This is a genomic window from Pseudorhodobacter sp. E13 (assembly GCF_003991405.1).
Classification (GTDB): domain Bacteria; phylum Pseudomonadota; class Alphaproteobacteria; order Rhodobacterales; family Rhodobacteraceae; genus Pseudorhodobacter.
This window is the reverse complement of the sequence record NZ_RPEN01000159.1, coordinates 361,067-381,679: the sequence shown is the minus strand read 5'-3', so window position 1 is coordinate 381,679 and position 20,613 is coordinate 361,067. Positions and strand designations below refer to the sequence as shown.

Below are 20,613 nucleotides of genomic sequence, written 5' to 3'. Positions count from 1 at the left end.
CCCAATGCCTCGCATGGCTTTCCTTGGGGGGCAAAGCCCGCTAGCCTGTGCGTCCTTGAATAGCCCGTTGAAAGTGGTTCCCGATGAAAGACGACACCCGCAAGCACCCGTTCCGTGACAGCCAGCAAGACGTGAAAGCCGCGCGCGATATTCCCGACACGCCGCAAACCCGCGCCCCGGCTTACCGGCTTGCATTCACCGATAATGAGTTCATGTGCCGCGAAGAGCTGCGCCCCGTGCGTCTGCAACTGGAATTGCTGAAACCCCAACTGGTGATGGATGAACGCGGCATCGACAGCACGATCGTGCTGTTCGGCGGTGCCCGTATTCCCGAACCCGCGCAAAAAGACAAAGCCCGCACCAAGACCCTTGCCGAGTTGACGAAATACTACGCCGAGGCGCAGAAATTCGCCTATCTGATGACTGAGCGTTCCATGGCCAGCTATGGGCGGGAAAACGTGATTGTGACAGGCGGCGGCCCCGGCGTGATGGAGGCAGGAAACCGCGGCGCGCATGAGGCAGGCGGGCAAAGCATCGGCCTGAATATCGTGCTGCCGCATGAGCAGGCCCCGAATGAATATGTCACCCCGGACCTGTGCTTCAATTTCCACTATTTCGCGATCCGCAAGATGCATTTCCTGATGCGCGCCGCTGCGATCTGCGTCTTTCCCGGCGGTTTCGGCACGCTGGATGAGATGTTCGAAAGTCTGACCCTCATTCAGACCGGGCGAATGAAACCCGTGCCATTCCTGCTGTTCGGCAAGGATTTCTGGCAAAAGATCATCAACTGGGACGCCTTGGCCGAAGCCGGCACCATATCTCCCGAAGATCTCCAGCTTTTCCGCTTCGTCGAAACCGCCGAGGAAGCCATCGCAATCATCGACGCTTGGCCGACCAAAATATAAAGTCGGTTTCAGCTTTCATCTGGTCAAAAATATCCCCGGGGGGGGCATGCCCCCCGGCCTTCGGCCCCAGGCCTAGCCCGCGCCGATCAGCATCCCGGCAGCCAGCACCAGCCCGCCGCCCAGCACCACCTGAAATGCCGCGCGCAGGAAAGGTGTTTCCATATAGCGGTTCTGAATCCACGCAATCGCCCAAAGCTCCACAAAGACAAGCGCAATCGCGATGATGGTCGCGGTCCAGAAATCGGGGATCAGATAGGGCAGGGCATGGCCCAAACCGCCCAGCGTGGTCATCACCCCCGCCGAAATCCCGCGCTTGATCGGGGATCCGCGCCCTGAAAGCTGCCCGTCATCGGATGCGGCCTCGGTAAAGCCCATTGATATCCCCGCGCCAATGGCTGCTGCAAGGCCGACCAGCAAAGTCGTGTGGTTATCCTGCGTGGCAAAGGCCACCGCGAAAATCGGGGCGAGGGTGGAAACCGACCCATCCATCAACCCGGCAAGCCCCGGCTGCACCCATGTCAGCACGAATTGCCGGTGGGCGTTGCGGTCCTCCTCGCTTCGGGTATCGCCGGGCAGATGTTCGGCTTCCAGTTCCTTGGCGTGGTTTTCATGCGCGGCCTCTGCCGCCGCCAGATCGCCGAGCAATTTGCGGGTTTCGGCATCGCTGGTGCGGGCGGCGGCGCGCAGATAGAAATCATGGGCGTCGCGTTCCATCGCGGCAGCTTCCCCGCGGATTTTCTCCAGCCCGAGGTTTTCGGTCAACCAGACCGGGCGGCGCGCGTAAAACCCGGCCACATGTTCGCGCCGGATCAAGGGGATCACCTTGCCGAAGCGCGCAACATGCAGATCAATCAGGCGCTGGCGATGGCCATCCTCTTCTTCGGCCATACCGTCAAACACCGCCGCCGAGGCCGGAAAATCCGCCCGCAACCGTTCGGCATAGCTTCGATAGATCCTTGCGTCATCCTCTTCCGATGAAATCGCCAGCGCCAGAATTTCCTGTTCGCTCAGATCAGAAAAACGGCGGCGGTTGGAAAAGCCGGGGATCATGGAAGCCTCCTGTTTAGAATAATTCTAAGTTAGTAGGGCTGCCAAAAAAGAGCAACCCCCGAGGCGCGCAAAAAACTAAACCGATCAGTTCAGTTTTTGCTTGCCAATCGGCGCGACTCAGTGCATTTATAACTGAACTAACCAGTTTAGTTTAGCTTGGAAAGGTAAAACCCATGACCCCCCGTATCCTGCTCGCTGCTATTGCTGTTTCGCTTGGGGCCACCGCCCCGACCTTCGCCCAATCCATCCCGGATTTGCCGCGCCTGACATGGCCCGAGGCTGCGCCGATCACAGCGCCCGTAACCCAAGGCTGCACGGATGCCACCCAACCCGGTGCCCCGCAGGGCTGCCCCCGGTCCTGACCCAAGGGGACGGCTTGCGAGAACTGAACCGTCTGGTCTATGCTGCGCGCTAAGGGGAGAACCAATGCGCGCAGCCACACCGCCCGCCCGGAAGGGCCGCAAATATGACGATGTGCTGGAAGGCGCGCGCACAGTGTTTCTGGCGCAGGGCTTTGAAGGTGCCAGCGTCGATGACATTGCCCGCACCGCAGGCGTCTCCAAAGCCACGCTTTACAGCTATTTCGGCGACAAACGCATGCTGTTTCTGGAGGTGGCAAAGGCCGAATGTTGCCGTCAGGTGAATGAGGCCGAGGGCAAGATCGGCCCGGAGGTCAGCCTTAAGCACGCGCTGACCATCGCCGCCGTGACGCTGGTGGAGTTTTTCACCTCGGAGTTTTATCTCCGCATGTTCCGCGTGGTTGTCGCGGAAAGTGAGCGTTTCCCCGAACTGGGCCGCCAGTTTTACGAAACCGGCCCGAAGATGGCGCGCGAACGTATGGTCGAATATCTGACAGAGGCCGAAGCGCGGGGCGAGGTGCAGATCGACGACAAAGCGCTTGCCGCTGACTTGTTCGGCGAAATGTGCCGCGCGGATCTGTTCAATCAGATGCTGTTCGGCATCGCCAGCAAGGTCACGCAAGCCCAGAAAGACCGGATCATCAATGGCGCGGTTGCCATGTTTCTGGCGCGATACTGCACGGGTGCGGACAAAAAAACCTAAGACGATTCGTCAAAGCTTTGCTAGCATCCCGGCATCAGCAGGGGGGCAAAATGGCAGGCACACGGATTCTGGTTGGCACGACCAAAGGTGCGTTTCTGGTGCAGGCGGCCCCCGATCGCGGCCAGTGGCAGCTGTCTGGCCCGCAGTGTGACGGGTGGCCGATCAACCATTTCGCCAGTGACCCCGAAACCGGAACGCTTTGGGCGGCGGGTGGCAATGATATGTTCGGCGCAGGCGTCTGGCGGTCCGAGGATGGCGGCGCGACATGGGAGCTGAGCTTGCTTGCCAATGGGCAGTTTGACGAAATGCTCGCCAATGATCCCGAGATTGCCGCTTATGTCGGGCATGGCCCGGCCCCGGACGCGCCGTTCAAGGGGCAGATCGCGGCGCTGTGGTCGCTGTGCCTTGCGGGGGATACACTTTATGCCGGGGCAAAACCCGCCGCGCTGTTTGCCAGCAAGGATCGCGGCATCACTTGGGCGCGGGTGCAGGGCCTGTCGGATCACCCTTCGGGTGACAGTTGGCAACCCGGTGGCGCGGGGCTGACGCTGCACACCATCCTTGCCGACCGCGCAGACCCGGCCAAGCTGTGGGTGGCGATTTCGGCGGCGGGCGTTTTTGCGAGTGAGGATGGCGGCACCTCATGGGAGCGCCGCAACCGTTTGGACAATACCTCTGATGCGGCGCATGATCATGGGCCCTGCGGCCATGAGATTGGCCATTGCGTGCACAACATGGCCCGCGCAGCCGGGGCGGGCGAGGTGATCTATCAGCAAAACCACCACGGCACCTTTCGCAGCCCCGATGGCGGGCGGTCATGGCAGGATATCACGGCGGGGCTGCCGTCCAATTTCGGCTTTCCCATCGCCGCACATCCGACCGACCCGGCCACCGCTTGGGTCTTGCCGCTGAACGGCGACACGCAAGGCCGCTACCCGCCAAATGCCTCTGCCGCTGTGTATAAAACCTCTGACGCCGGGGCGACATGGGCGGCGAAAACCAAGGGGCTGCCGGTGGAAAACTGCTTTTTCACGGTGCTTCGGCAAGCCATGGCGGTCGATGCCGCCACGCCAACGGGGCTCTATTTCGGCACAAATTCCGGTTCGGTCTTTGCCAGCCTGGATGAAGGCGAAAGCTGGGCCGAGATTGCGCGCCACCTGCCCACTGTGCTTTGTGTTGAGGTCGTGGCCGAAGCTTGAAACCCTGCCCGCCGCTGCACCGCAAAAGCCACCGCCTTGGGCTTCATCTTGGCAAAAATACCTATACCCGGCCTGCGCAACGGCACCGCCGCTTGCCGTTTCAGGCCCTGAACCGCGCCTCATCCAGCCGCAAGATCATATTCGGGTCGGGGCAGATTTGCGCCCAGACACCCCACAGCCCGGCATGACCCACGCCAAAGAAATTGCCGCTGCTTTGTTCCAGCATCGAGGTCATGATCTGGAAATGCAGATGCGGGGCCCAGCCGCCGTTTTCATGCCAATCGCCCAGATGCGCGATCATGTCGCCGGGCTGCACCCTTGCCCCTTCGGACAGCAATTCCGGCAAGCTGCCGCCCAGATGGCCATAAAGCGTGAAATATGGGGCGGGGCCGTCATCATGTTCCAGTATCAGCACATTGCCATAATCCAGCGGATCGGATTGATAGGTCAGATGCCGCACCGTTCCGGCCAGCGGCGCATATACCGGGGTGCCTGCCGGGGCAAAAACATCAATCCCCAGATGCACGGTGCGCCGTTCATGGCTGGCCATATCGGCAAATTGGTCACTGGCATAGACCGAGCGGTTTTCGCCGTAAAGCCCGATGCCGTAAGGCACGCCCTGCTGGGCGAACCACGCGTCAAAGGCGCGGTCGGAAAAGGCAGGCATATCGGCGCGCTGCCCTGCCGTTGGCAAGGCGATGCTTGGGCCGGCCATGATTTCGGGTCGAAAGATCGGGGCAGGGGTTGCGGCCTGTAAATGGGCCAGAATCGCGGCAAACCCCTCTACCGCCTCCATCCCCGCACCAGCCCGCAAAATCGCGCGCAGCAAGCCTTGATCGACCGAGGCCAAGCGTGCGCGCACCCGCGCATCACAAGCCGCCATCAGGGGCGCAAGCTCTATCGGGCCATCATTGGCGGCGGCGCGATGCAGCAAGGCGTAAAGCTCTGGCTGGCCGGAAAGGCGGGCGGCGATGGCGGCGTAATCGGGCATGGGTTAATCCTTGGCTGTGGCCCAGCGGGGCGGAATGGCAGGGTAGACGATACCGCGCAGCGGCGGAAAATCGGCATAGCGGGCGCGGCGGGCCGCTAGCGGTTCCGCAGGCGTGGCCCCTGCGGCCAACAGTTTGCCGCGCGGCGCGATATAAGAGGAAATCACCCGCTCTGGCCCTTCGCGCCAAGTCAGGTTGAAGGCGGCATTGGTGGGGAAAAACCACATCTCGTGATAGGGCAGATGGTCATGCACCCACCAGGCTAGGTCACGCCAGTCGCGGCCCCGATTATACTGATCGGCAAACCACGGCACCACCACCGACACGCAGGCCCCCATCCGCCCCGCGCTGTCGCGCCTGTCCCAGATATGGCCCGCGTAATTCGCCTCGTTCCGGGCGCATTTCAGGTTATGGTCATTGCCGAACCTGTTGACCTGCGGGCTGCGATAGGCCGATCGCACGGCAATGGGGCCAAAGGTTTCCACCATCGGGTCCAGCAATTCGGTGCAGAACGCGCGGCCCGCCGCAAGGAACAGCTCGACATCTTCGGGCAGGTTTTGCATTGCGTGGAAATTGCCAATCTCGGAATACAGAAAGTCCCGTGCGAAGAAATGCCGCGAAAGCCGCGTCTTTCCCAGCCGTTCCAGCAGATGGAGAGAGGTAATCCCGCGCATTTGGCCCCTTTGCTTGGCACAAAGCCTATGCGGGCGGCGTGTGTCGTGCAATCGCGTCTTGCCCCTTTCGCGCGGCCCCTTTATCCCTTTGCGCAAGCGAATTCCCGGAGGACCAGCCATGACCAACCAGCGTTTCGACAAATCCAAACTACCGTCCCGCCATGTGACCGAAGGGCCCGCCCGCGCGCCGCACCGGTCTTACTTCTATTCCATGGGGATTTCGGAGGAGGAGATTCACCAGCCTTGGGTTGGTGTCGCGACCTGCTGGAACGAGGCGGCACCTTGCAACATCGCGCTGAACCGTCAGGCGCAATCGGTCAAGGGTGGCGTGAAAAAGGGCGGCGGCACACCCCGCGAATTCACCACCATCACCGTGACCGATGGTATCGCGATGGGCCATGAAGGCATGCGTTCGTCGCTGGCCTCGCGTGAGGCGATTGCCGATACGGTGGAATTGACCATGCGCGGCCATTGTTATGACGCCATCGTGGGCCTTGCGGGCTGTGACAAATCGCTGCCCGGCATGATGATGGCGATGGTGCGGTTGAACACGCCTTCGGTTTTCATCTATGGCGGGTCGATCCTGCCGGGCCGGTTGAACGGCAAGGACGTAACCGTGCAAGACGTGTTCGAGGCCGTTGGCCAGCACCAAGCTGGTAATATGTCGGATGCCGAGCTGGAAATTCTGGAACGCATCGCTTGCCCGTCGGCTGGGGCCTGTGGTGGCCAGTTCACCGCCAACACCATGGCTTGCGTGTCCGAAGCGATTGGCCTTGCGCTGATGAATTCCTCGGGTGCGCCCGCGCCTTACGAATCCCGCGATCAGTTCTGCGAGGCGTCCGGTGTGGCCGTGATGAACCTGATTGAGCGTAACATCCGCGCCCGCGATATCGTCACGCTGAAATCGCTGCAAAACGCCGCGCGGGTTGTGGCCTGCACCGGGGGCTCCACCAATGCCGCCCTGCACCTGCCCGCCATCGCGCATGAGGCGGGGATTGATTTTGATCTGTTCGACGTGGCCGAGATTTTCCGCGACACGCCCTATTTCGTCGATCTGAAACCGGGTGGGCAGTTCGTGTCCAAAGACCTTTATGAAGCAGGCGGCGTGCCGGTTGTGATGAAGGAATTGCGCAAGGCGGGACTGATGCACGAAGATTGCATGACAGCGTCCGGCCGTTCGATGGGTGAGGAACTGGACCGTATTCAGGGTGAAGCCGATGGCCGCGTGATCCACCCGGTTGCGACCCCGATCACCAAGACCGGTGGCGTGGTTGGCCTGAAGGGCAACCTTGCGCCCGAAGGCGCGATTGTGAAAGTGGCAGGCATGTCCGCGGATCAGCAGGTCTTTACCGGTCCGGCCCGCGTGTTCGAATGTGAAGAGGATGCATTCGAGGCGGTGAAGGCCCGCCAGTATAAGGAAGGCGAAGTCATCGTTATCCGCAACGAAGGCCCCGCCGGTGGCCCCGGTATGCGCGAGATGTTGTCGACCACGGCGGCGCTGTCGGGTCAGGGCATGGGCAAGAAAGTGGCGCTGATCACCGATGGTCGTTTTTCCGGCGCGACCCGTGGTTTCTGCGTGGGCCATGTCGGGCCAGAGGCGGCGCATGGCGGCCCGATTGCCTTGCTGCAAAACGGCGACATGATCACGCTGAACGCCATTACCGGCGAGTTGTCGGTCGCGCTGAGCGACGCCGAACTGGCGGAGCGAAAAGCCAATTGGAAAGGCCCGCGCCAGACCGAATATGACAGCGGCGCGCTGTGGAAATATGCGCAGCTTGTGGGGGGGGCCCGTCTTGGTGCCGTCACCCATCCCGGCGCCAAGAAAGAGCGCCATGTCTACATGGATCAGTAAGGCGCTGGTTGCGGCTGTTCTTCTGTCGGGGTGCGTGGCACCCGGCGGCGGGCCTGCCACATCTGCCGACAGCACAGCCGCAGCCCCGCGCAGCACCATCGCGCTGGGCACGGTAAAGGTGGCCGGGCCGCAAGGCTTTTGCCCGGTGCCAAGCTCGCGTCAGCGGGTCGGCAATGCCGATTTCGTGGCGCTGGCCCCTTGCAGCGGCACGCAAGGGGCCATTCTGGCCGCGACGATTGGCGAGGCGGGCAGCGCCCAAGGCATCCGGCTGTCTGCGGCGGTGCTGAAACCTTATTTCGGCACAGAGGAAGGCCAGCGCGCCTTGCGTGGGGAAGGCAATTCAGACGTGATCAGCGTGCATGAGGTGCAAGACCAGAGCGGCGCGGTTGTGCTGCGCCTGACGCGCGAAGGCCAGACCAAGGTGGGGGATTCGTGGCGGGCCTTGATGCAGGTGGACGGGCGGCTGGTCACGCTATCGGTGCGGCCCCGTCAAGGCGGCAGCTTGCCCCGACAAGATGGTCACCGTTTGATCAGCCGTTTTGTGGCTGCGATCCGCGGTGCAAACCGGCCCTGACCCGCGCGGATGCGGGCGTTAATTTTTTGGTAATGCTGTTTGCGGGGGTGGAGTCTTAACGATTTTGTGTGAATAAAGGAATCGTTTCCATATGATCAACAATATCTGTGGCAACAAGCGGAAGTGACAGAAGAGAGCATGGCAAAACAAGGCGACCGTCTGATCGACAAGCTGATGCATCGCAGTGTCTTGCGGCGCTGGCGCAGGCTTGCGGATTTTGCCAATGGTCTGGATCTGGAAAGCCTGCGGCGCTATCGCGGGCAAGCCTTGGCGCTGCGGCGCAATCTGGACCGGGTGATCCATCTGGCCGAGCATCAACTGGCGCTGCCTGTCATCGGCTCTAACGCGATCCGCAAACCGATGGGGACAGATTGGGCCTGGCGGCCGATGCTGTGGAAAGGCCCGATTCCGGTGCCGGGGTTTTCCTCGGTGCTGAACAAGGCGATGATTTGTGACGGGGCGACCGTGTTCCACGATTGCCGCCGCAGTGAATTGACGGTGCGCCAGATCCGCAATACCCGCGAATCCGATCTGGCGCCGTTTGGCGTGCGGATGGATGTGTTCCGGTTTGATGGCTCTTTCCTGTCGCTGGTGCTGGAACTGCCACCCGACGCGGTAGAGGGGCTGCGCCTGACCCATCTGATCCGGTTGGATGCGATTGTGGAAATGGAAAAACCGCTGGAAATCTTTGCGCGGTTGAACATCAAGCACGGGCCCAATGTGGAACAGGTCGTGCGCGAATTGCCCTTGAACGAGGAAGAGGTGAAGGTGGAATTTGACCTTGCCTATACCAAGCTGAATGAAAAGCGGGTGGAGCGGATCTGGGTCGATCTGATCTTTGAAGGGCCAGAGATGAACCAGATCATCCTGCGGGATGTGACCTTCTCGCGCAGGCCGAGGGCGGAATTGTGATGCAAGCAGAATTGGGGCCGCAAGATGGGTGAAGCCAAGCTGGTCAAGACGCGGCTGCGGGCAGGCGTTTGGGAAGGGGTGCTGAGCGGGGTCTCCGGCCAGCCCTTGCTGGAGGTGCTGCATCTGGAGGCCCCGGTGGCGGGCACCAGCGTCACTGAGATGCCTGACCGTCCCGGCGATTGGGCGGTGCGCGTGCCGATTCCGGTGGAGGTGTTGTCCGAAGGGGTGCAGACGTTTTTGATCCGCGATGCGGTATCGGGTGACAAGCTGGGGCATTTCACCATCATCACCGGGGTGGCGATGGAAGATGACATCCGCGCGGAACTGGACCTGCTGCGGGCAGAGCTGGACATGTTGAAACGCGCGTTTAGGCGGCATTGTCTGGAGACGATGGGCTGAGCCCTTCCGCGCCGGGCGGTGCGGGGGCGCTGCCCCCCTGGCCTTACGGCCATTCCCCCCGGGATATTTGTGCCGAAAAGAAAGCGGGTTAGGGGTGGAGTGACGCGGCGTTGGGCGTGACAGCGGCCTGCCATCGCGCCATGTTGGGCCAACGCAATTCCCAGAGGTTTCAGCATGTCCACCTATCCCCATCTTCTCGCGCCGCTTGATCTGGGCCATGTCACCTTGCCCAACCGGGTTTTGATGGGGTCGATGCATACCGGGCTGGAGGAGACAGGCGACTGGGCGCGGGTGGCGGAATTCTATGCCACGCGGGCACGGGGTGGTGTGGCGTTGATTGTGACGGGGGGCATGGCGCCGAATGCCGAAGGCGGGGTGTTTCCCGGTGCGGCGGGGCTGTTTTCGGCGCAGGATATTGCCAACCATCGGCAGGTCACCGATGCGGTCCATGCTGCGGGTGGGCGGATTGCGATGCAGATTTTGCATGCGGGGCGCTATGCTTATGGCAAGGAATGTGTGTCGGCCAGTGCGGTGAAATCGCCCATCTCGCCTTTCGTGCCGCGTGAGTTGGACGAGGCGGGGATTGAAAAGCAGATCGCTGATATCGTCACCGCCGCCAGCCGTGCGCAAGAGGCGGGCTATGACGGCGTGGAAATCATGGGGTCGGAAGGGTATTTCCTGAACCAGTTTCTGGTGCGTCATGTCAATAAGCGGACCGACCGTTGGGGCGGCGATTATGCCAACCGGATGCGCTTGCCCGTCGAGGTGGTGCGCCGGGTGCGCGCGGCGGTGGGGCCGAAGTTCATTCTGATCTATCGCATCAGTTTGATTGATCTGGTGCCCGATGGGTCAAGCTGGGACGAGGTTGTGCTGCTGGCCCGCGCGATTGAGGCGGCGGGGGCCAGCCTGCTGAACACCGGGATAGGCTGGCATGAGGCGCGGGTGCCGACGATTGCCACTTCGGTGCCGCGGGCGGCGTTCACTTGGTTGACCGGTCGGTTGCGGCCGGAGGTTTCGATCCCTGTTATCACCTCGAACCGGATCAATACGCCTGATGTGGCCGAAGGGATTTTGGCCGGGGGGCAGGCGGATATGGTGTCGATGGCGCGGCCGTTCCTGGCCGATCCGGAGTTTGTAGCCAAAGCGGCGGCGGGCAAGGCCGCGCAGATCGCACCTTGTATCGCCTGTAATCAGGCCTGTCTGGACCATACATTCAGCGGCAAGCTGACCTCTTGCCTTGTGAACCCGCGCGCCTGTGCGGAAACCGAGCTGCGCTATGCGCCCACCGCCACGCCGAAGCGGGTGGCGATTGTGGGGGCGGGGGCTGCGGGCATGATGTGCGCGATTGTGGCGGCACAGCGCGGCCATTCCGTGACTTTGTTTGAGGCGTCAGGCCAGATTGGCGGCTTGTTGAACCTTGCCAAGGTGGTGCCGGGCAAGGAGGAGTTTCGCGGGTTGGTGGATTGGTTCGGCGTCATGCTGGCCGAGGCGGGCGTTGATCTGCGGCTGAACACGCGGGCAAGCGCGCCCGATCTGGCAGGCTTTGACGAGGTGGTCGTGGCCACCGGTGTGTCGCCGCGCGATCCGGGCATAGCGGGGCAGGATGCGGCGCATGTTCTGGGCTATGAGGCGGTGCTGACAGGGGCACCCGTGGGCAAGCGCGTGGCGATTGTGGGTGCGGGTGGTATCGGGTTTGATGTGGCAGAGTTTCTGGTGCATCAGGGCGACAGCCCGACCGAGGATCTGGCCTTGTGGAAGCGCGAATGGGGCGTGGGCGACCCTGCCGAGGTGCCGGGCGGGCTTGCCGCCGCTGGTCCGCAGCCCGAGGCCCCGGCGCGGGCCGTGACCTTGTTGCAGCGCAAGGCGGAAAAGCCGGGGCGGCGCCTGGGCAAGACAACGGGGTGGATTCACCGGGCGGCCTTGCAGATGAAGAATGTGCAGATGCGCGGCGGGGTTTCCTATGATGCCGTGGTGCCAGAGGGGATGCAGATCAGCACCGCCGAGGGGCCGGAACTTCTGGCGGTGGATACTGTGGTGATGTGTGCCGGTCAGGTGCCGAACCGTGCGCTGGCCGATGCGCTGGCCGCTGCTGGGATCACGGCGCATGTCATTGGCGGGGCCGATGTTGCGGCGGAACTGGATGCCAAGCGCGCCATCGACCAAGGCGCGCGTTTGGGGGCCGCATTTTGAAGCGTCTGTTTTCGGGGCTGGTGCTGTTGGTGTTCATCGCCCTGGGCGGTGTTGGCTTTGCGGCCCCTGCGGTGGCGGCCTATCTTTGCCCGGCTTGTTATGGGTTTTCCCGCGTGGCCCCGCATGTTTATGTGCAGAAGGGCCATGATGCCTCGGCCACGCTTGTGGCGATTGAAACCGCCAAGGCGCGGGTGTCAGAGGCGCTTGGCTGGGGCGATGAAACCCCCACCTTTCTGATCTGTGCCACGCAAAGCTGTGCCGACCGTCTGGGGCCCGGTCCGCGCGCCATGGCCTATGGCAGCGTCTTTCTTTACCTGAACCCACAGGGGGCAAATGCAGAAACCTTGGCGCATGAATTGGTGCATATAAGGGTAAGCGGTCTGGTCGGTGCCAAGGCGCTGTTTCAAGGCCGCGTGCCTGCGTGGTGGAATGAAGGCTTGGCCACCCTGATCGAAGGGGTGCCGCCCCGGCGCGAGGGGTTTGCGGATGTCGATTTGCCTGCCGATGCCAAGCTGTGGCGCAGTCAGGCCGCGCGCGACCATGCGGTGATGTATCCGGCTGCGGCGGCCAAAGTGGCAGATTGGCTGGACCGGAATGCAGGCTTTGCAGGGGCTGTGACCGTGCTGCAAAGCCTGCGCCGGGGTGGGGAGCTTCCCGGCTAACGGGGGTTTATTCTGCCATCAGCAGCTTGGCCCCCATCGCGGCGTCAAGCTCTGCCTGATCAATCTGACCATCCGCTGACGTGTCCATCGCGGCAAAGGTTTCTTCGGTCAGGCTGGGGTAGGCGGCTTTCAATTCCTCCATCGACCACAGGCCATTGCCATCGGTATCGGCAATGGTGGGGGCGTCTTGCGCCAGAACGGGGGCAGCGGTCAGGCCAGCCACAAGGCCAAGGGCGATCATCAAACGGGTCATATCATGTTCCTTTTCACAGGGTCGCGGTGGCACCATGCCAGCGCTTACCCCAATGGCTAGCCGGGTCAGGAACAGGTTTCCAACCCTAACACGCATAGGCGGAAACCCCCGCCGGAATGCCGCCTGTTGGCAGGAAAACGCAGAACATTCTTCCGCCGATGGCGCGGTGGCCCCCCTTTTTCCGCCGCTGCAAATACCCCGAATCCGCGCCCTTTCGCCGGGCGCGTTTTGTTGCGCTGCCATTAACGATCCTCGCAAATACCCCGGACTGGCCGCGTCAGCGCCCCTATCTTGCCCGATTTGGGGAACAGTAAGGGGCATAGACCTGCACTTACCGCATGGGGAAAACAATGGACCGACTAACCGAAATGGAAGCTTTCGCCACCGTGGTGGATCAAGGGGGCTTCACCGATGCGGCCAAAAAGATGGGGATCTCGAAATCCGCCGTCTCCAAGCATGTATCGGCACTGGAGGCGCGCTTGGGCGCCCGTTTGCTCAACCGCACGACCCGCCGCGTTAGCCCAACCGAAATTGGCCTTGCCTATTATGACCGCGCCCGCCGGGTGCTGAATGATGCAGGCGAGGCGGATGCGCTTGTCACCTCGATGCAATCCGCGCCGTCTGGCCTGTTGCGGATTTCTGTGGCCACCGATTTCGGGGTGAACCTGCTGTCACCCATTCTGGGGGATTTCCTGCTGGAATATCCCGATATCACCGTCAACATGGTGCTGAACAACCGCTATGTGGAACTGATTTCCGAAGGTTTTGATATGGCTGTGCGGATCGGTGATCTGGAAGACAGCAGCCTGCGCGCCCGCAAATTGACGGAAACGACGAAGCGCATGATCGCCTCGCCCAGCTATTTCCAGAAATTCGGCCGCCCGATGAAAATCGACGATCTGAACGAGCATAAGCTGCTGCATTATTCCAACCAAGCCAATGGCAATGTGTGGAAAATTCCGGCCGCATCGGGCGAAAAGCGGCAAGTGCGCACCGCAGGTTGGTTGACCGTGAATGACGGGCAATCCTTGCTGAACGCTGCGATTTCGGGGCTTGGCATCGCTTATCTGCCGTCATTCCTCTATGCCGATGCGCTTAAGCAAGGGCAGGTAGAGGAGGCTATTCCCGGCCTTCCGGTGGAAACGCTGGGGGTTTACGCGGTCTATCCGCCGGGGCGCTTTACCCAACCCAAAGTGCGGGCCTTCATTGATTTTCTGGCGCGGCGCTATGCCGACAAAGGGCCGGATAACTGGTAATAGCGGACCTTACGTTTTCCCGGTCTGCTATTGGGTCGAGGTCAATATGGCCTCGACCCTTCGGTTTTTCTGGCGGCCTTCTTCGGTCAGGTTGCTGTCAATCGGTGACAGATAGCCTACGCCTTGCGCCTCTATCTGGGCGGCGGGGATGCCGTAAGCCTGTATCAGCCGCGCCCGCACCGAGGCCGCGCGGCGCTTGGAAATGGTGATATTTGCGTCCAACCCGCCAGAGGCATCGGTATGGCCCACAAGCGCCACGGTTTTATCCGGGTTCTCGGTCAACCAGCGCGCCAAGGCGGCAAGCGAGTCATAGCGCCCTTCGGTCAGTTCGGTGGAGCCGGTGCCGAAATCCAGCCCTTCCAGCACCACCGCGCCCCCTGTGACCAGCCGCGCCACGCCGCTGTTCTTGCTGGGCAATAGCGGCGGACGGTTGGAGGTGGCAAGCGTGACCGTATCCCCCGAAGCCGGGGCAAGGCCGGTGCCCACCTTATTGGTCGCGGCAAACATCGGCGGGCCATCATCGGCCACAGCGCGGGTGATCTGCACAAAGCCCTTGCTGGCCGAGCGGCTGACCAGAAGGCCAATCGCCTCTATCCCCGCCGCGCCTTGCCGTTGTGCCGACAGAAAGCGGAAATCGCCAAGATCGACATGCATATCGGGTTCGGCCATCACCTCGGTCGCAAAGCGGAAGTCAAAGCCGCCGCAGCCCTCGGTTTCGCATTCGAACACCGGCTGAAACCCGGCGTTGATGATTTGCGCGCGCAGGGGTTTCATCAGGTCAAGGCTGGACAGTTTGGGCGCGTCGACATGCCAAGCGGTGCGTTCGACCGTGCCTTCGATCAGCTTGGTCGGCAGGCCGGATTTTTCCCAGCGGGCCGTGGGCAAAGGATAGCTGGCCCCGTTGGCGCGTTGCGTGGCGGCAGGAGTGGCGGGGCCGGGGAATTCAAGCGTCAGCGCGCCTGCCGGGGCCGCAACCAGCCCGCACAGCAGGGCCATCCCCGCCCAAACGGGCGCAGGCCGGGCCTTGCGCGGCATTGCATAGCGATAGCGTGTCACTGCTCCGGCCCCCTCTCAGTGGGTTATTTCTTCCGGTAGTGATATGTTCCCACAACTTCCATTCCAAGGGAAGCATAGAGCGCGCGCGCAGTTGTGTTCGCCTCGGTCACGGCAAGACACAGCCGCGTTGCCCCATGATCTTGGGCCCAAACCGCTGCCATCCGCATGATATTGTTGGCGGAACCCTGCCGACGCTGGCTTGGCACCACCTCCAGCGCGTGCAGCATGGCGGTTTCCCCGTGGCAGGCGACAAATGCCACGCCCGAGGCGCGATCATTCACCCGGCCCAGCAGCACGGTTTTCGGCCCCTGCACCCGCTCCATCACCGCGATGCGCCCCGGCCCGATTCCGGCATCGGCCCAGAGTTGGGTGGCAATGCTCAGCGGTGGCCAAATGGGAAAGGCGGCCATCGCCGATGGTGCTGGCGTGGCGAGCGTGGTAGTGGGCGCGGCATAGGCGACCACCGGGTCATGTTTGCGATAGCCGCGCGCGGCCAGCAAGGCATCCAGCCCGGTATCGCTGTCGCGCAGCATGAACAGCGGCGCTTGCCCCAGCGCCTGCATCGCGGCCTCGGCCTGTGGGATATCCGCATCCGTCACCGCATCTTCGGCGGTGGCCGCCGAAACGCGCTGCCCGCCGCCGCGTCCTTCCCGGATCAGCCAAGGGCCTGCGCGCCGAAGGCTGGCGGCCGGCCATGTCTGTTCCAGCGCCGTATAGAACCAGTCGGGCGTCATGCCGGGAACAGCGCCGCAAGCCGGGTCATCGCTGCATCAATCCGCGCGGCATCGGTGCCCCGGATCACCAGATTGGTGCCATAAGCGCCGTTGCTGGTGAACGGGTAAGACCCCATCGACAAATCGGGGAATTCTGCGGCCAACGCGCCAAACGGGGCCGCAACCTCCCCCTCGCCGCGATGGACACGCAGCGACTGGCTGAGCAATGGCGCGCCGCCGGTCAGGGTGGGCAGCACACTGGCGACCATGGATTGAAAGATATTCGGCACCCCGGCCATCACATGCACATTGCCAAGCGTGAACCCCGGCGCGATGGAAATCGGGTTGTCGATCAGGCTGGCCCCATCGGGGATGCGGGCCATGCGTTGCCGTGCCTCGTTGAAGTCCATGCCCTGACGGTCGTAATGCGCGGCCAGTAGCGCCATCGCATCGGCGCGCTTGGTGATGGGCACGCCAAATGCGGCGGCAATCGCCTCGGCGGTGATGTCGTCATGGGTGGGGCCGATGCCGCCCGATGTGAACACATGGTCATAGGCCGCGCGCAGGGCATTTACCGCAGCGATGATCGCGGCGCTGTCATCGGATACCACGCGCGCCTCGGCCAGCGTGATGCCGTGGCGCGTCAGCTCCCCCGCCAAATAGTGCATGTTGCTGTCACGGGTGCGGCCCGACAGAATTTCATCGCCGATCACCAGCATCGCAGCAGTAGGGTTAGGCATGGCACGGTCCTTGTTTTGGGTTCGCCCCAAGGTATAGGGCGCGGCCGGGGCGGTTTCAAACAAGGATTGCCGCAGGGTCTGGCCATTTTCCGCTTGCGGGCCTATTTAAGGGAAAAGCGAACCAGACGAGGCCGGAACTTTGGAAGATACGCGCGGACGGATGACAAAGGACGGCATTCGCATCTATGAGGATGCGGATTTCGCGGGCATGCATGCAGCGGGCCGGGTTGCCGCCGAGATATTGGATCTGGTCGGGCCATTGGTGGTGCCGGGTGTGACCACAGAGGCGCTGGATGATTTCATCACCGCCGAAGTGACGCGGCGCGGCGTCACCTCTGCCACCATCGGCTATCGCGGCTATCAGCATGCTTCCTGCATTTCGGTCAACCATGTGGTGTGCCACGGAATTCCGGGCGGTAAGGTGATCAAGGATGGCGACATCCTGAACATCGACGTCACCGTGATCGTGGATGGCTGGTTCGGTGATACCAGCCGGATGTATGCCGCTGGCAGCTTGTCGCGCAAGGCGGCCCGGTTGATCGAGGTGACGCATGACAGCCTGATGAAAGGGATTGAGGCGGTGAAGCCGGGCAATACCTTTGGCGATATCGGCTATGCCATCCAATCCTATGTCGAGGCGCAGCGTATGTCGGTGGTGCGCGATTTCTGCGGACACGGGCTGGGCCGCGTGTTCCACGCGCCGCCGAATGTGCTGCATTATGGGCGACCGGGGGCGGGGGCCGTGCTGGAAGAAGGCATGTTCTTTACCATTGAGCCCATGGTCAATCTGGGCCGTCCGGAAACCAAAGTGCTGGCCGATGACTGGACCGCGGTGACGCGGGACAAGTCGCTTTCCGCGCAATATGAACATTCCATCGGTGTGACCGCGACGGGGGCCGAGATTTTCACGCTTTCGCCCGGCGGGCTTTACAAAGCGGCCTTTGCGGGCTGACCCTTTGGGCGCTGCGGCTGTGGCGGGCCGGGTATAGGTATTTTTGCCAAGATGAAATCAGGGCGGCGCGATTAAAGGCCCAGCCCGATTTTTGCGGGAATGTCGCGCAGGCTGTGGATCACCTCGGCCCCGGTGGCGGCAAGCCGCGCGCCATCGTCATGTTCGGCAAGCCCAAGGCAGCGCATTCCGGCGCGGGCGGCCCCGGTGCAGCCTGTCGGGCTGTCATCAATGACCACGCAATCGGCAGGCTCTACCCCTAAGGCGCGGGCGGCATGGAGCCAAAGGCCGGGATCGGGTTTCGGGCAGCCAAGTGTTTGGCCGGAATAAAGGTGCCCCTTGAATCGCGCCAGAATGGCCGGGTGCTGGCCCAGCGTGATCTGCATTTTCTGGTCCGACCCGTTGGAGCCCACGGCATAGCGGATGCCGGCGGCATCCAGCGTGTCCAGCACCTCGGCCACGCCTGTGATCAGCGCGGTGCCTTGGCCCAGGCGTGCATAAAGCCGGGCATAGAAGTCATCGACCCAATCATCGGGCAGGTTCGCGCCAAGCCCGCGCGCGGTGGTGAACAAGCCGCCAATCGTGCCGCCAAGGAATTTCTGTTCCATCTCGGCGCGGGTCAGGTGCAGCCCGTGGCGGGCAAGATCTTCGGTCAGCAGATCAAAGGCCGCGGCCTCACTATCCACCAGCACGCCGTCACAATCGAAGAGGATGGCTTTGGGGGTCATGGTTGGGCCTTTGGGTTGGGGGCGCGCAGCAGGGTGATGGTGGTATCGCCGTATTTGCGCTGGTCGATCTGCGCAAAGCCTGCGGGGGCGGTGATGGCGGTGTTTTCTTCCCAGATTACAATCGCTTCGGGGGCGACCCAGCCGCCCTTGATGGCGCTTGCAAGCGCGGCCTCGCCCAAGGCTTTGCCGTAAGGCGGATCGAGGAAGATCAGCGTGTAAGGCGCGGCGGTGTTGGGGGGCAGTTGGGTCGCGTTCTTGCGCAGGATCGTGGCGGTCTGGCGGGTGATCTTCAGGTTTTGCTGGATCAGGGCAAGGGCGGCCTTGCCATCATCAACCAGCGTGGCATGGGACGCGCCCCGGCTCAGCGCCTCCAGCGCCAAGGCCCCGGTGCCGGCAAACAGGTCCAGCACCCGCGCGCCGGGCAGGTGGTTGGGGCCGCCATCCAGCCTGCCGTTGATCAGCAGGTTGAACACCGACTCGCGCACGCGGTCGGATGTGGGGCGCAGATGCGCCGCCGCATCGCCCTTGCCGACATCGGCCAGATGGGTGCCGCGATGGGTGCCGCCAATGATCCGCATTACTTCAGCAAGACTTTCAGGTCAGTTTCCGGATTGCTCACCGCCTCGGGCGCGGGGGATTTGCCCATGGCCAGCAAGCGCTTGGCCACCATGAAGGCGCGCGGATCGTTCATCGCATCCACCGCCAGCAGGGTCGCGCCCTTGTAATACCAGAACGAGGTCGCCCCTTCGGTCTGGCGCGTGACGATATGGTCATAGCCGCTGTTCAGCCCGGCAATTTGCAGTTTGATATCGAACTGATCGGACCAGAACCACGGTTCCGGGATATAGGGTTTTTCGGCGCCCAGCAGGTTGGCGGCGACCACTTCGGCCTGATCAATCGCGTTTGGCACCGATTCCAGCCGCATTTGCCCGCCGGGTGTGGGAAAGCTTGCGCAATCGCCCGCCGCCCAAACATTGGGGGCAGAGGTGCGGCCCTGCGCATCGGTTTTGATACCGTTGTCCAGCGCAATGCCCGCCGCCTCGGCCAAACCCGTGGCAGGGGTGATGCCCACGCCGACGATCACGAAATCGGCGGGAATTTCGCGCCCATCCGACAGGCGCGCGGCGGTCACATGGCCTTCGCCCAGCAGCCGGTCCAGCCCGGTGGACTCAAGGATTTTCACGCCATGGTCGCTATGCAATTTGCGAAAGAACGCCGAGGTTTCCGGTGCCGCCACCCGTTGCAAGATGCGCGGCGCCATTTCCAGCACGGTGACATCAAGGCCCAGTTTGGCCGCCACCGCAGCGCCTTCCAGCCCGATATAGCCGCCACCCACGATCACAACCCGCTTGCCCGGGGTGAAATAGGGCCGCATCGCATCCACGTCCGACAGATCGCGCAGGGTGAACACGCCGCCCAGAGCGCCACCGATGCTGGCAGGCAGGCGGCGCGGGGTGGACCCGGTGGTCAGCACCAGCGCGTCATAGCGCAACACATCCCCCCCAAGGCTGACCGTTTGCGCGCCCGTATCAATGCCCGTATCAATCGCGGTCACGGTTTCGCCCAGCCGCAGGGTGATATCATGCTCGGCGTAATAGTCGGCAGGGCGCAGATACAGGCGCTCGGCGGGCATTTCGCCCAGCAAATAGGCCTTGGACAGCGGCGGGCGCTGATAGGGGGGCACGGCTTCGGACCCGATCAGGGTGATCGCATCGCGGCACCCCAGACCGCGCAATTTCGCCACCAAGGAGGCCCCTGCCTGCCCCGCCCCAATCACGATAATCTGCTTCATGCCTGCCTCATTCCTGCGCGTGGCCGCCCTTGCCGCAACGGCTTTTTCAAAAACGTCACTGGCCTGCTGCCGCCGCGCAGCCTATATCTGCTGCAACAGGTAACGCAATGCATGAGGGGAAACGATATGGTAATTTCAGTTGGTGACAAACTGCCAGAGGCAGAACTGGTCCGTCTGGGCGATGCAGGGCCAGAGCAGGTCAAAGTATCGGAGCTGACAGCGGGCCGCAAAGTGGTGATCTTTGCCGTGCCGGGGGCCTTCACGCCCACCTGCCATTCCGCCCATGTGCCCAGTTTCATGCGCACCAAAGAGGCGTTTGCCGAAAAAGGCGTGGATGAGGTGATCTGCGTCTCGGTCAATGATCCCTTCGTGATGAAGGCCTGGGGCGAGGCCACCGGGGCCGCAGCGGCAGGCATCAGCATGCTGGCCGATGGCACCAGCGCCTTTACCGGCGCAATGGGCCTTGCCTTTGACGCGCCGCCGGTGGGGTTGATGGCGCGGTCCAAGCGCTATGCGCTGCTGGCCGAAGATGGCGTGGTCAAGGTGCTGCACCTTGAAGAAAGCCCCGGCACCTGCGAAATCTCGGGGGGGGAGGCACTTTTGGCCGCCATCTAAGCCACAGTTGCCCAAAACAATCACAGAAGGCCCTGTTACCCTG

General features: G+C 62.6%; 23 protein-coding genes. 13 read left to right on the top strand and 10 right to left on the bottom strand.

From position 1 onward, the window contains the following. The first annotated feature begins 83 nt into the window (after nucleotides 1–83). Entirely contained in the window at nucleotides 84–905 is an 822-nt protein-coding gene (locus tag EGN72_RS17980; protein ID WP_127050135.1) for a TIGR00730 family Rossman fold protein, read from the top strand. A 72-nt stretch (nucleotides 906–977) separates the two neighbouring features. Here EGN72_RS17980 and mbfA read toward each other — a convergent pair whose 3' ends face one another. After that, complete coding sequence (mbfA, locus tag EGN72_RS17975) at nucleotides 978–1,955, bottom strand: iron exporter MbfA (RefSeq protein ID WP_127050133.1); 978 nt, start codon at nucleotides 1,953–1,955, stop codon at nucleotides 978–980. Nucleotides 1,956–2,128: 173 nt separating this feature from the next. On the opposite strand from mbfA, the gene EGN72_RS17970 reads away from it, so the two are divergent. The 3 genes from EGN72_RS17970 to EGN72_RS17960 all read left to right on the top strand — a co-directional run bounded on the left by EGN72_RS17970 (nucleotide 2,129) and on the right by EGN72_RS17960 (nucleotide 4,216). Further along, on the top strand, nucleotides 2,129–2,317 hold the full coding sequence (locus EGN72_RS17970) for a hypothetical protein (RefSeq protein WP_127050131.1): 189 nt from the start codon (nucleotides 2,129–2,131) through the stop codon (nucleotides 2,315–2,317). 64 nt (nucleotides 2,318–2,381) lie between these two features. Further along, the gene (locus EGN72_RS17965) at nucleotides 2,382–3,017 is read left to right on the top strand and encodes a TetR/AcrR family transcriptional regulator (RefSeq protein WP_127050129.1); all 636 of its coding nucleotides are present in this window, start codon (nucleotides 2,382–2,384) and stop codon (nucleotides 3,015–3,017) included. A 50-nt stretch (nucleotides 3,018–3,067) separates the two neighbouring features. Beyond that, the gene (locus tag EGN72_RS17960) at nucleotides 3,068–4,216 is read left to right on the top strand and encodes an exo-alpha-sialidase (protein WP_127050126.1); all 1,149 of its coding nucleotides are present in this window, start codon (nucleotides 3,068–3,070) and stop codon (nucleotides 4,214–4,216) included. A gap of 100 nt (nucleotides 4,217–4,316) precedes the next feature. Here EGN72_RS17960 and EGN72_RS17955 read toward each other — a convergent pair whose 3' ends face one another. Both EGN72_RS17955 and EGN72_RS17950 read right to left on the bottom strand, forming a co-directional pair. Beyond that, nucleotides 4,317–5,207, bottom strand: coding sequence for a peptidoglycan DD-metalloendopeptidase family protein (locus EGN72_RS17955; protein WP_127050124.1), 891 nt, complete (start codon nucleotides 5,205–5,207; stop codon nucleotides 4,317–4,319). A gap of 3 nt (nucleotides 5,208–5,210) precedes the next feature. Next, nucleotides 5,211–5,879, bottom strand: coding sequence for a hypothetical protein (locus EGN72_RS17950; RefSeq protein ID WP_127050122.1), 669 nt, complete (start codon nucleotides 5,877–5,879; stop codon nucleotides 5,211–5,213). Between the two features lie 118 nt (nucleotides 5,880–5,997). Here EGN72_RS17950 and ilvD point away from each other — a divergent pair, with 118 nt between their 5' ends. The 6 genes from ilvD (at nucleotide 5,998) to EGN72_RS17920 (ending at nucleotide 12,468) form a co-directional block, all read left to right on the top strand. After that, nucleotides 5,998–7,731 (top strand): dihydroxy-acid dehydratase, encoded by a 1,734-nt coding sequence (gene ilvD, locus EGN72_RS17945; RefSeq protein WP_127050120.1) that lies wholly within the window; start codon nucleotides 5,998–6,000, stop codon nucleotides 7,729–7,731. Continuing rightward, nucleotides 7,712–8,305, top strand: a complete 594-nt coding sequence (locus EGN72_RS17940) for a hypothetical protein (RefSeq protein ID WP_127050118.1) — start codon at nucleotides 7,712–7,714, stop codon at nucleotides 8,303–8,305. Before ilvD ends, EGN72_RS17940 begins: the two co-directional genes overlap by 20 nt. Before the next feature lie 138 nt (nucleotides 8,306–8,443). Then, nucleotides 8,444–9,217, top strand: a complete 774-nt coding sequence (locus EGN72_RS17935; RefSeq protein WP_127050116.1) for a DUF6478 family protein — start codon at nucleotides 8,444–8,446, stop codon at nucleotides 9,215–9,217. A gap of 24 nt (nucleotides 9,218–9,241) precedes the next feature. Continuing rightward, a complete protein-coding gene (locus EGN72_RS17930) occupies nucleotides 9,242–9,616 on the top strand; it encodes a hypothetical protein (protein ID WP_127050114.1) in 375 nt (124 codons plus the stop codon). Nucleotides 9,617–9,790: 174 nt separating this feature from the next. After that, on the top strand, nucleotides 9,791–11,806 hold the full coding sequence (locus tag EGN72_RS17925) for an NADPH-dependent 2,4-dienoyl-CoA reductase (protein WP_127050112.1): 2,016 nt from the start codon (nucleotides 9,791–9,793) through the stop codon (nucleotides 11,804–11,806). After that, complete coding sequence (locus tag EGN72_RS17920) at nucleotides 11,803–12,468, top strand: hypothetical protein (protein WP_127050110.1); 666 nt, start codon at nucleotides 11,803–11,805, stop codon at nucleotides 12,466–12,468. Before EGN72_RS17925 ends, EGN72_RS17920 begins: the two co-directional genes overlap by 4 nt. 7 nt (nucleotides 12,469–12,475) lie before the next feature. Here EGN72_RS17920 and EGN72_RS17915 read toward each other — a convergent pair whose 3' ends face one another. Next, complete coding sequence (locus EGN72_RS17915; RefSeq protein WP_127050108.1) at nucleotides 12,476–12,721, bottom strand: EF-hand domain-containing protein; 246 nt, start codon at nucleotides 12,719–12,721, stop codon at nucleotides 12,476–12,478. Nucleotides 12,722–13,071: 350 nt separating this feature from the next. Here EGN72_RS17915 and EGN72_RS17910 point away from each other — a divergent pair, with 350 nt between their 5' ends. Next, on the top strand, nucleotides 13,072–13,977 hold the full coding sequence (locus tag EGN72_RS17910) for a LysR family transcriptional regulator (RefSeq protein ID WP_127050106.1): 906 nt from the start codon (nucleotides 13,072–13,074) through the stop codon (nucleotides 13,975–13,977). 27 nt (nucleotides 13,978–14,004) lie between these two features. On the opposite strand, the gene EGN72_RS17905 is transcribed toward EGN72_RS17910, so the two are convergent. Genes EGN72_RS17905 through EGN72_RS17895 form a run of 3 tightly spaced genes read right to left on the bottom strand, consistent with a single transcriptional unit; the run spans nucleotide 14,005 to nucleotide 16,486 of the window. After that, entirely contained in the window at nucleotides 14,005–15,033 is a 1,029-nt protein-coding gene (locus EGN72_RS17905; protein ID WP_233587181.1) for an OmpA family protein, read from the bottom strand. 23 nt (nucleotides 15,034–15,056) lie between these two features. Further along, complete coding sequence (locus tag EGN72_RS17900; protein ID WP_127050103.1) at nucleotides 15,057–15,767, bottom strand: N-acetyltransferase; 711 nt, start codon at nucleotides 15,765–15,767, stop codon at nucleotides 15,057–15,059. Then, nucleotides 15,764–16,486, bottom strand: coding sequence for a molybdopterin-binding protein (locus EGN72_RS17895; RefSeq protein ID WP_127050101.1), 723 nt, complete (start codon nucleotides 16,484–16,486; stop codon nucleotides 15,764–15,766). The genes EGN72_RS17900 and EGN72_RS17895 overlap by 4 nt, the downstream gene beginning before the upstream one ends. 160 nt (nucleotides 16,487–16,646) lie before the next feature. Here EGN72_RS17895 and map point away from each other — a divergent pair, with 160 nt between their 5' ends. Then, nucleotides 16,647–17,438, top strand: coding sequence for a type I methionyl aminopeptidase (gene map, locus EGN72_RS17890; RefSeq protein WP_199743776.1), 792 nt, complete (start codon nucleotides 16,647–16,649; stop codon nucleotides 17,436–17,438). 71 nt (nucleotides 17,439–17,509) lie between these two features. Here map and EGN72_RS17885 read toward each other — a convergent pair whose 3' ends face one another. From EGN72_RS17885 to EGN72_RS17875, 3 genes are read right to left on the bottom strand one after another with little or no spacing between them, the layout of a single operon-like run. After that, nucleotides 17,510–18,163 carry an HAD family phosphatase gene (locus EGN72_RS17885; protein WP_127050097.1) on the bottom strand — a complete coding sequence of 218 codons (654 nt, stop codon included), beginning with the start codon at nucleotides 18,161–18,163 and terminating at the stop codon, nucleotides 17,510–17,512. Continuing rightward, entirely contained in the window at nucleotides 18,160–18,741 is a 582-nt protein-coding gene (gene rsmD / locus EGN72_RS17880) for a 16S rRNA (guanine(966)-N(2))-methyltransferase RsmD (protein ID WP_127050095.1), read from the bottom strand. Before rsmD ends, EGN72_RS17885 begins: the two co-directional genes overlap by 4 nt. Next, entirely contained in the window at nucleotides 18,741–19,955 is a 1,215-nt protein-coding gene (locus EGN72_RS17875; protein ID WP_127050094.1) for an NAD(P)/FAD-dependent oxidoreductase, read from the bottom strand. Before EGN72_RS17875 ends, rsmD begins: the two co-directional genes overlap by 1 nt. A gap of 126 nt (nucleotides 19,956–20,081) precedes the next feature. On the opposite strand from EGN72_RS17875, the gene EGN72_RS17870 reads away from it, so the two are divergent. Further along, nucleotides 20,082–20,570, top strand: coding sequence for a peroxiredoxin (locus EGN72_RS17870; protein WP_127050092.1), 489 nt, complete (start codon nucleotides 20,082–20,084; stop codon nucleotides 20,568–20,570). Nucleotides 20,571–20,613 lie beyond the last annotated feature (43 nt).

What these genes read in the sequence shown, in the direction of transcription:
- EGN72_RS17980 (WP_127050135.1), top strand. Translation starts at nt 84, where the DNA reads ATGAAAGACGACACCCGCAAGCACCCGTTCCGTGACAGCCAGCAAGAC.
- mbfA (WP_127050133.1), bottom strand. Translation starts at nt 1,955, where the DNA reads ATGATCCCCGGCTTTTCCAACCGCCGCCGTTTTTCTGATCTGAGCGAA.
- EGN72_RS17970 (WP_127050131.1), top strand. Translation starts at nt 2,129, where the DNA reads ATGACCCCCCGTATCCTGCTCGCTGCTATTGCTGTTTCGCTTGGGGCC.
- EGN72_RS17965 (WP_127050129.1), top strand. Translation starts at nt 2,382, where the DNA reads ATGCGCGCAGCCACACCGCCCGCCCGGAAGGGCCGCAAATATGACGAT.
- EGN72_RS17960 (WP_127050126.1), top strand. Translation starts at nt 3,068, where the DNA reads ATGGCAGGCACACGGATTCTGGTTGGCACGACCAAAGGTGCGTTTCTG.
- EGN72_RS17955 (WP_127050124.1), bottom strand. Translation starts at nt 5,207, where the DNA reads ATGCCCGATTACGCCGCCATCGCCGCCCGCCTTTCCGGCCAGCCAGAG.
- EGN72_RS17950 (WP_127050122.1), bottom strand. Translation starts at nt 5,879, where the DNA reads ATGCGCGGGATTACCTCTCTCCATCTGCTGGAACGGCTGGGAAAGACG.
- ilvD (WP_127050120.1), top strand. Translation starts at nt 5,998, where the DNA reads ATGACCAACCAGCGTTTCGACAAATCCAAACTACCGTCCCGCCATGTG.
- EGN72_RS17940 (WP_127050118.1), top strand. Translation starts at nt 7,712, where the DNA reads ATGTCTACATGGATCAGTAAGGCGCTGGTTGCGGCTGTTCTTCTGTCG.
- EGN72_RS17935 (WP_127050116.1), top strand. Translation starts at nt 8,444, where the DNA reads ATGGCAAAACAAGGCGACCGTCTGATCGACAAGCTGATGCATCGCAGT.
- EGN72_RS17930 (WP_127050114.1), top strand. Translation starts at nt 9,242, where the DNA reads ATGGGTGAAGCCAAGCTGGTCAAGACGCGGCTGCGGGCAGGCGTTTGG.
- EGN72_RS17925 (WP_127050112.1), top strand. Translation starts at nt 9,791, where the DNA reads ATGTCCACCTATCCCCATCTTCTCGCGCCGCTTGATCTGGGCCATGTC.
- EGN72_RS17915 (WP_127050108.1), bottom strand. Translation starts at nt 12,721, where the DNA reads ATGACCCGTTTGATGATCGCCCTTGGCCTTGTGGCTGGCCTGACCGCT.
- EGN72_RS17910 (WP_127050106.1), top strand. Translation starts at nt 13,072, where the DNA reads ATGGACCGACTAACCGAAATGGAAGCTTTCGCCACCGTGGTGGATCAA.
- EGN72_RS17900 (WP_127050103.1), bottom strand. Translation starts at nt 15,767, where the DNA reads ATGACGCCCGACTGGTTCTATACGGCGCTGGAACAGACATGGCCGGCC.
- EGN72_RS17895 (WP_127050101.1), bottom strand. Translation starts at nt 16,486, where the DNA reads ATGCCTAACCCTACTGCTGCGATGCTGGTGATCGGCGATGAAATTCTG.
- map (WP_199743776.1), top strand. Translation starts at nt 16,647, where the DNA reads ATGACAAAGGACGGCATTCGCATCTATGAGGATGCGGATTTCGCGGGC.
- EGN72_RS17885 (WP_127050097.1), bottom strand. Translation starts at nt 18,163, where the DNA reads ATGACCCCCAAAGCCATCCTCTTCGATTGTGACGGCGTGCTGGTGGAT.
- rsmD (WP_127050095.1), bottom strand. Translation starts at nt 18,741, where the DNA reads ATGCGGATCATTGGCGGCACCCATCGCGGCACCCATCTGGCCGATGTC.
- EGN72_RS17875 (WP_127050094.1), bottom strand. Translation starts at nt 19,955, where the DNA reads ATGAAGCAGATTATCGTGATTGGGGCGGGGCAGGCAGGGGCCTCCTTG.
- EGN72_RS17870 (WP_127050092.1), top strand. Translation starts at nt 20,082, where the DNA reads ATGGTAATTTCAGTTGGTGACAAACTGCCAGAGGCAGAACTGGTCCGT.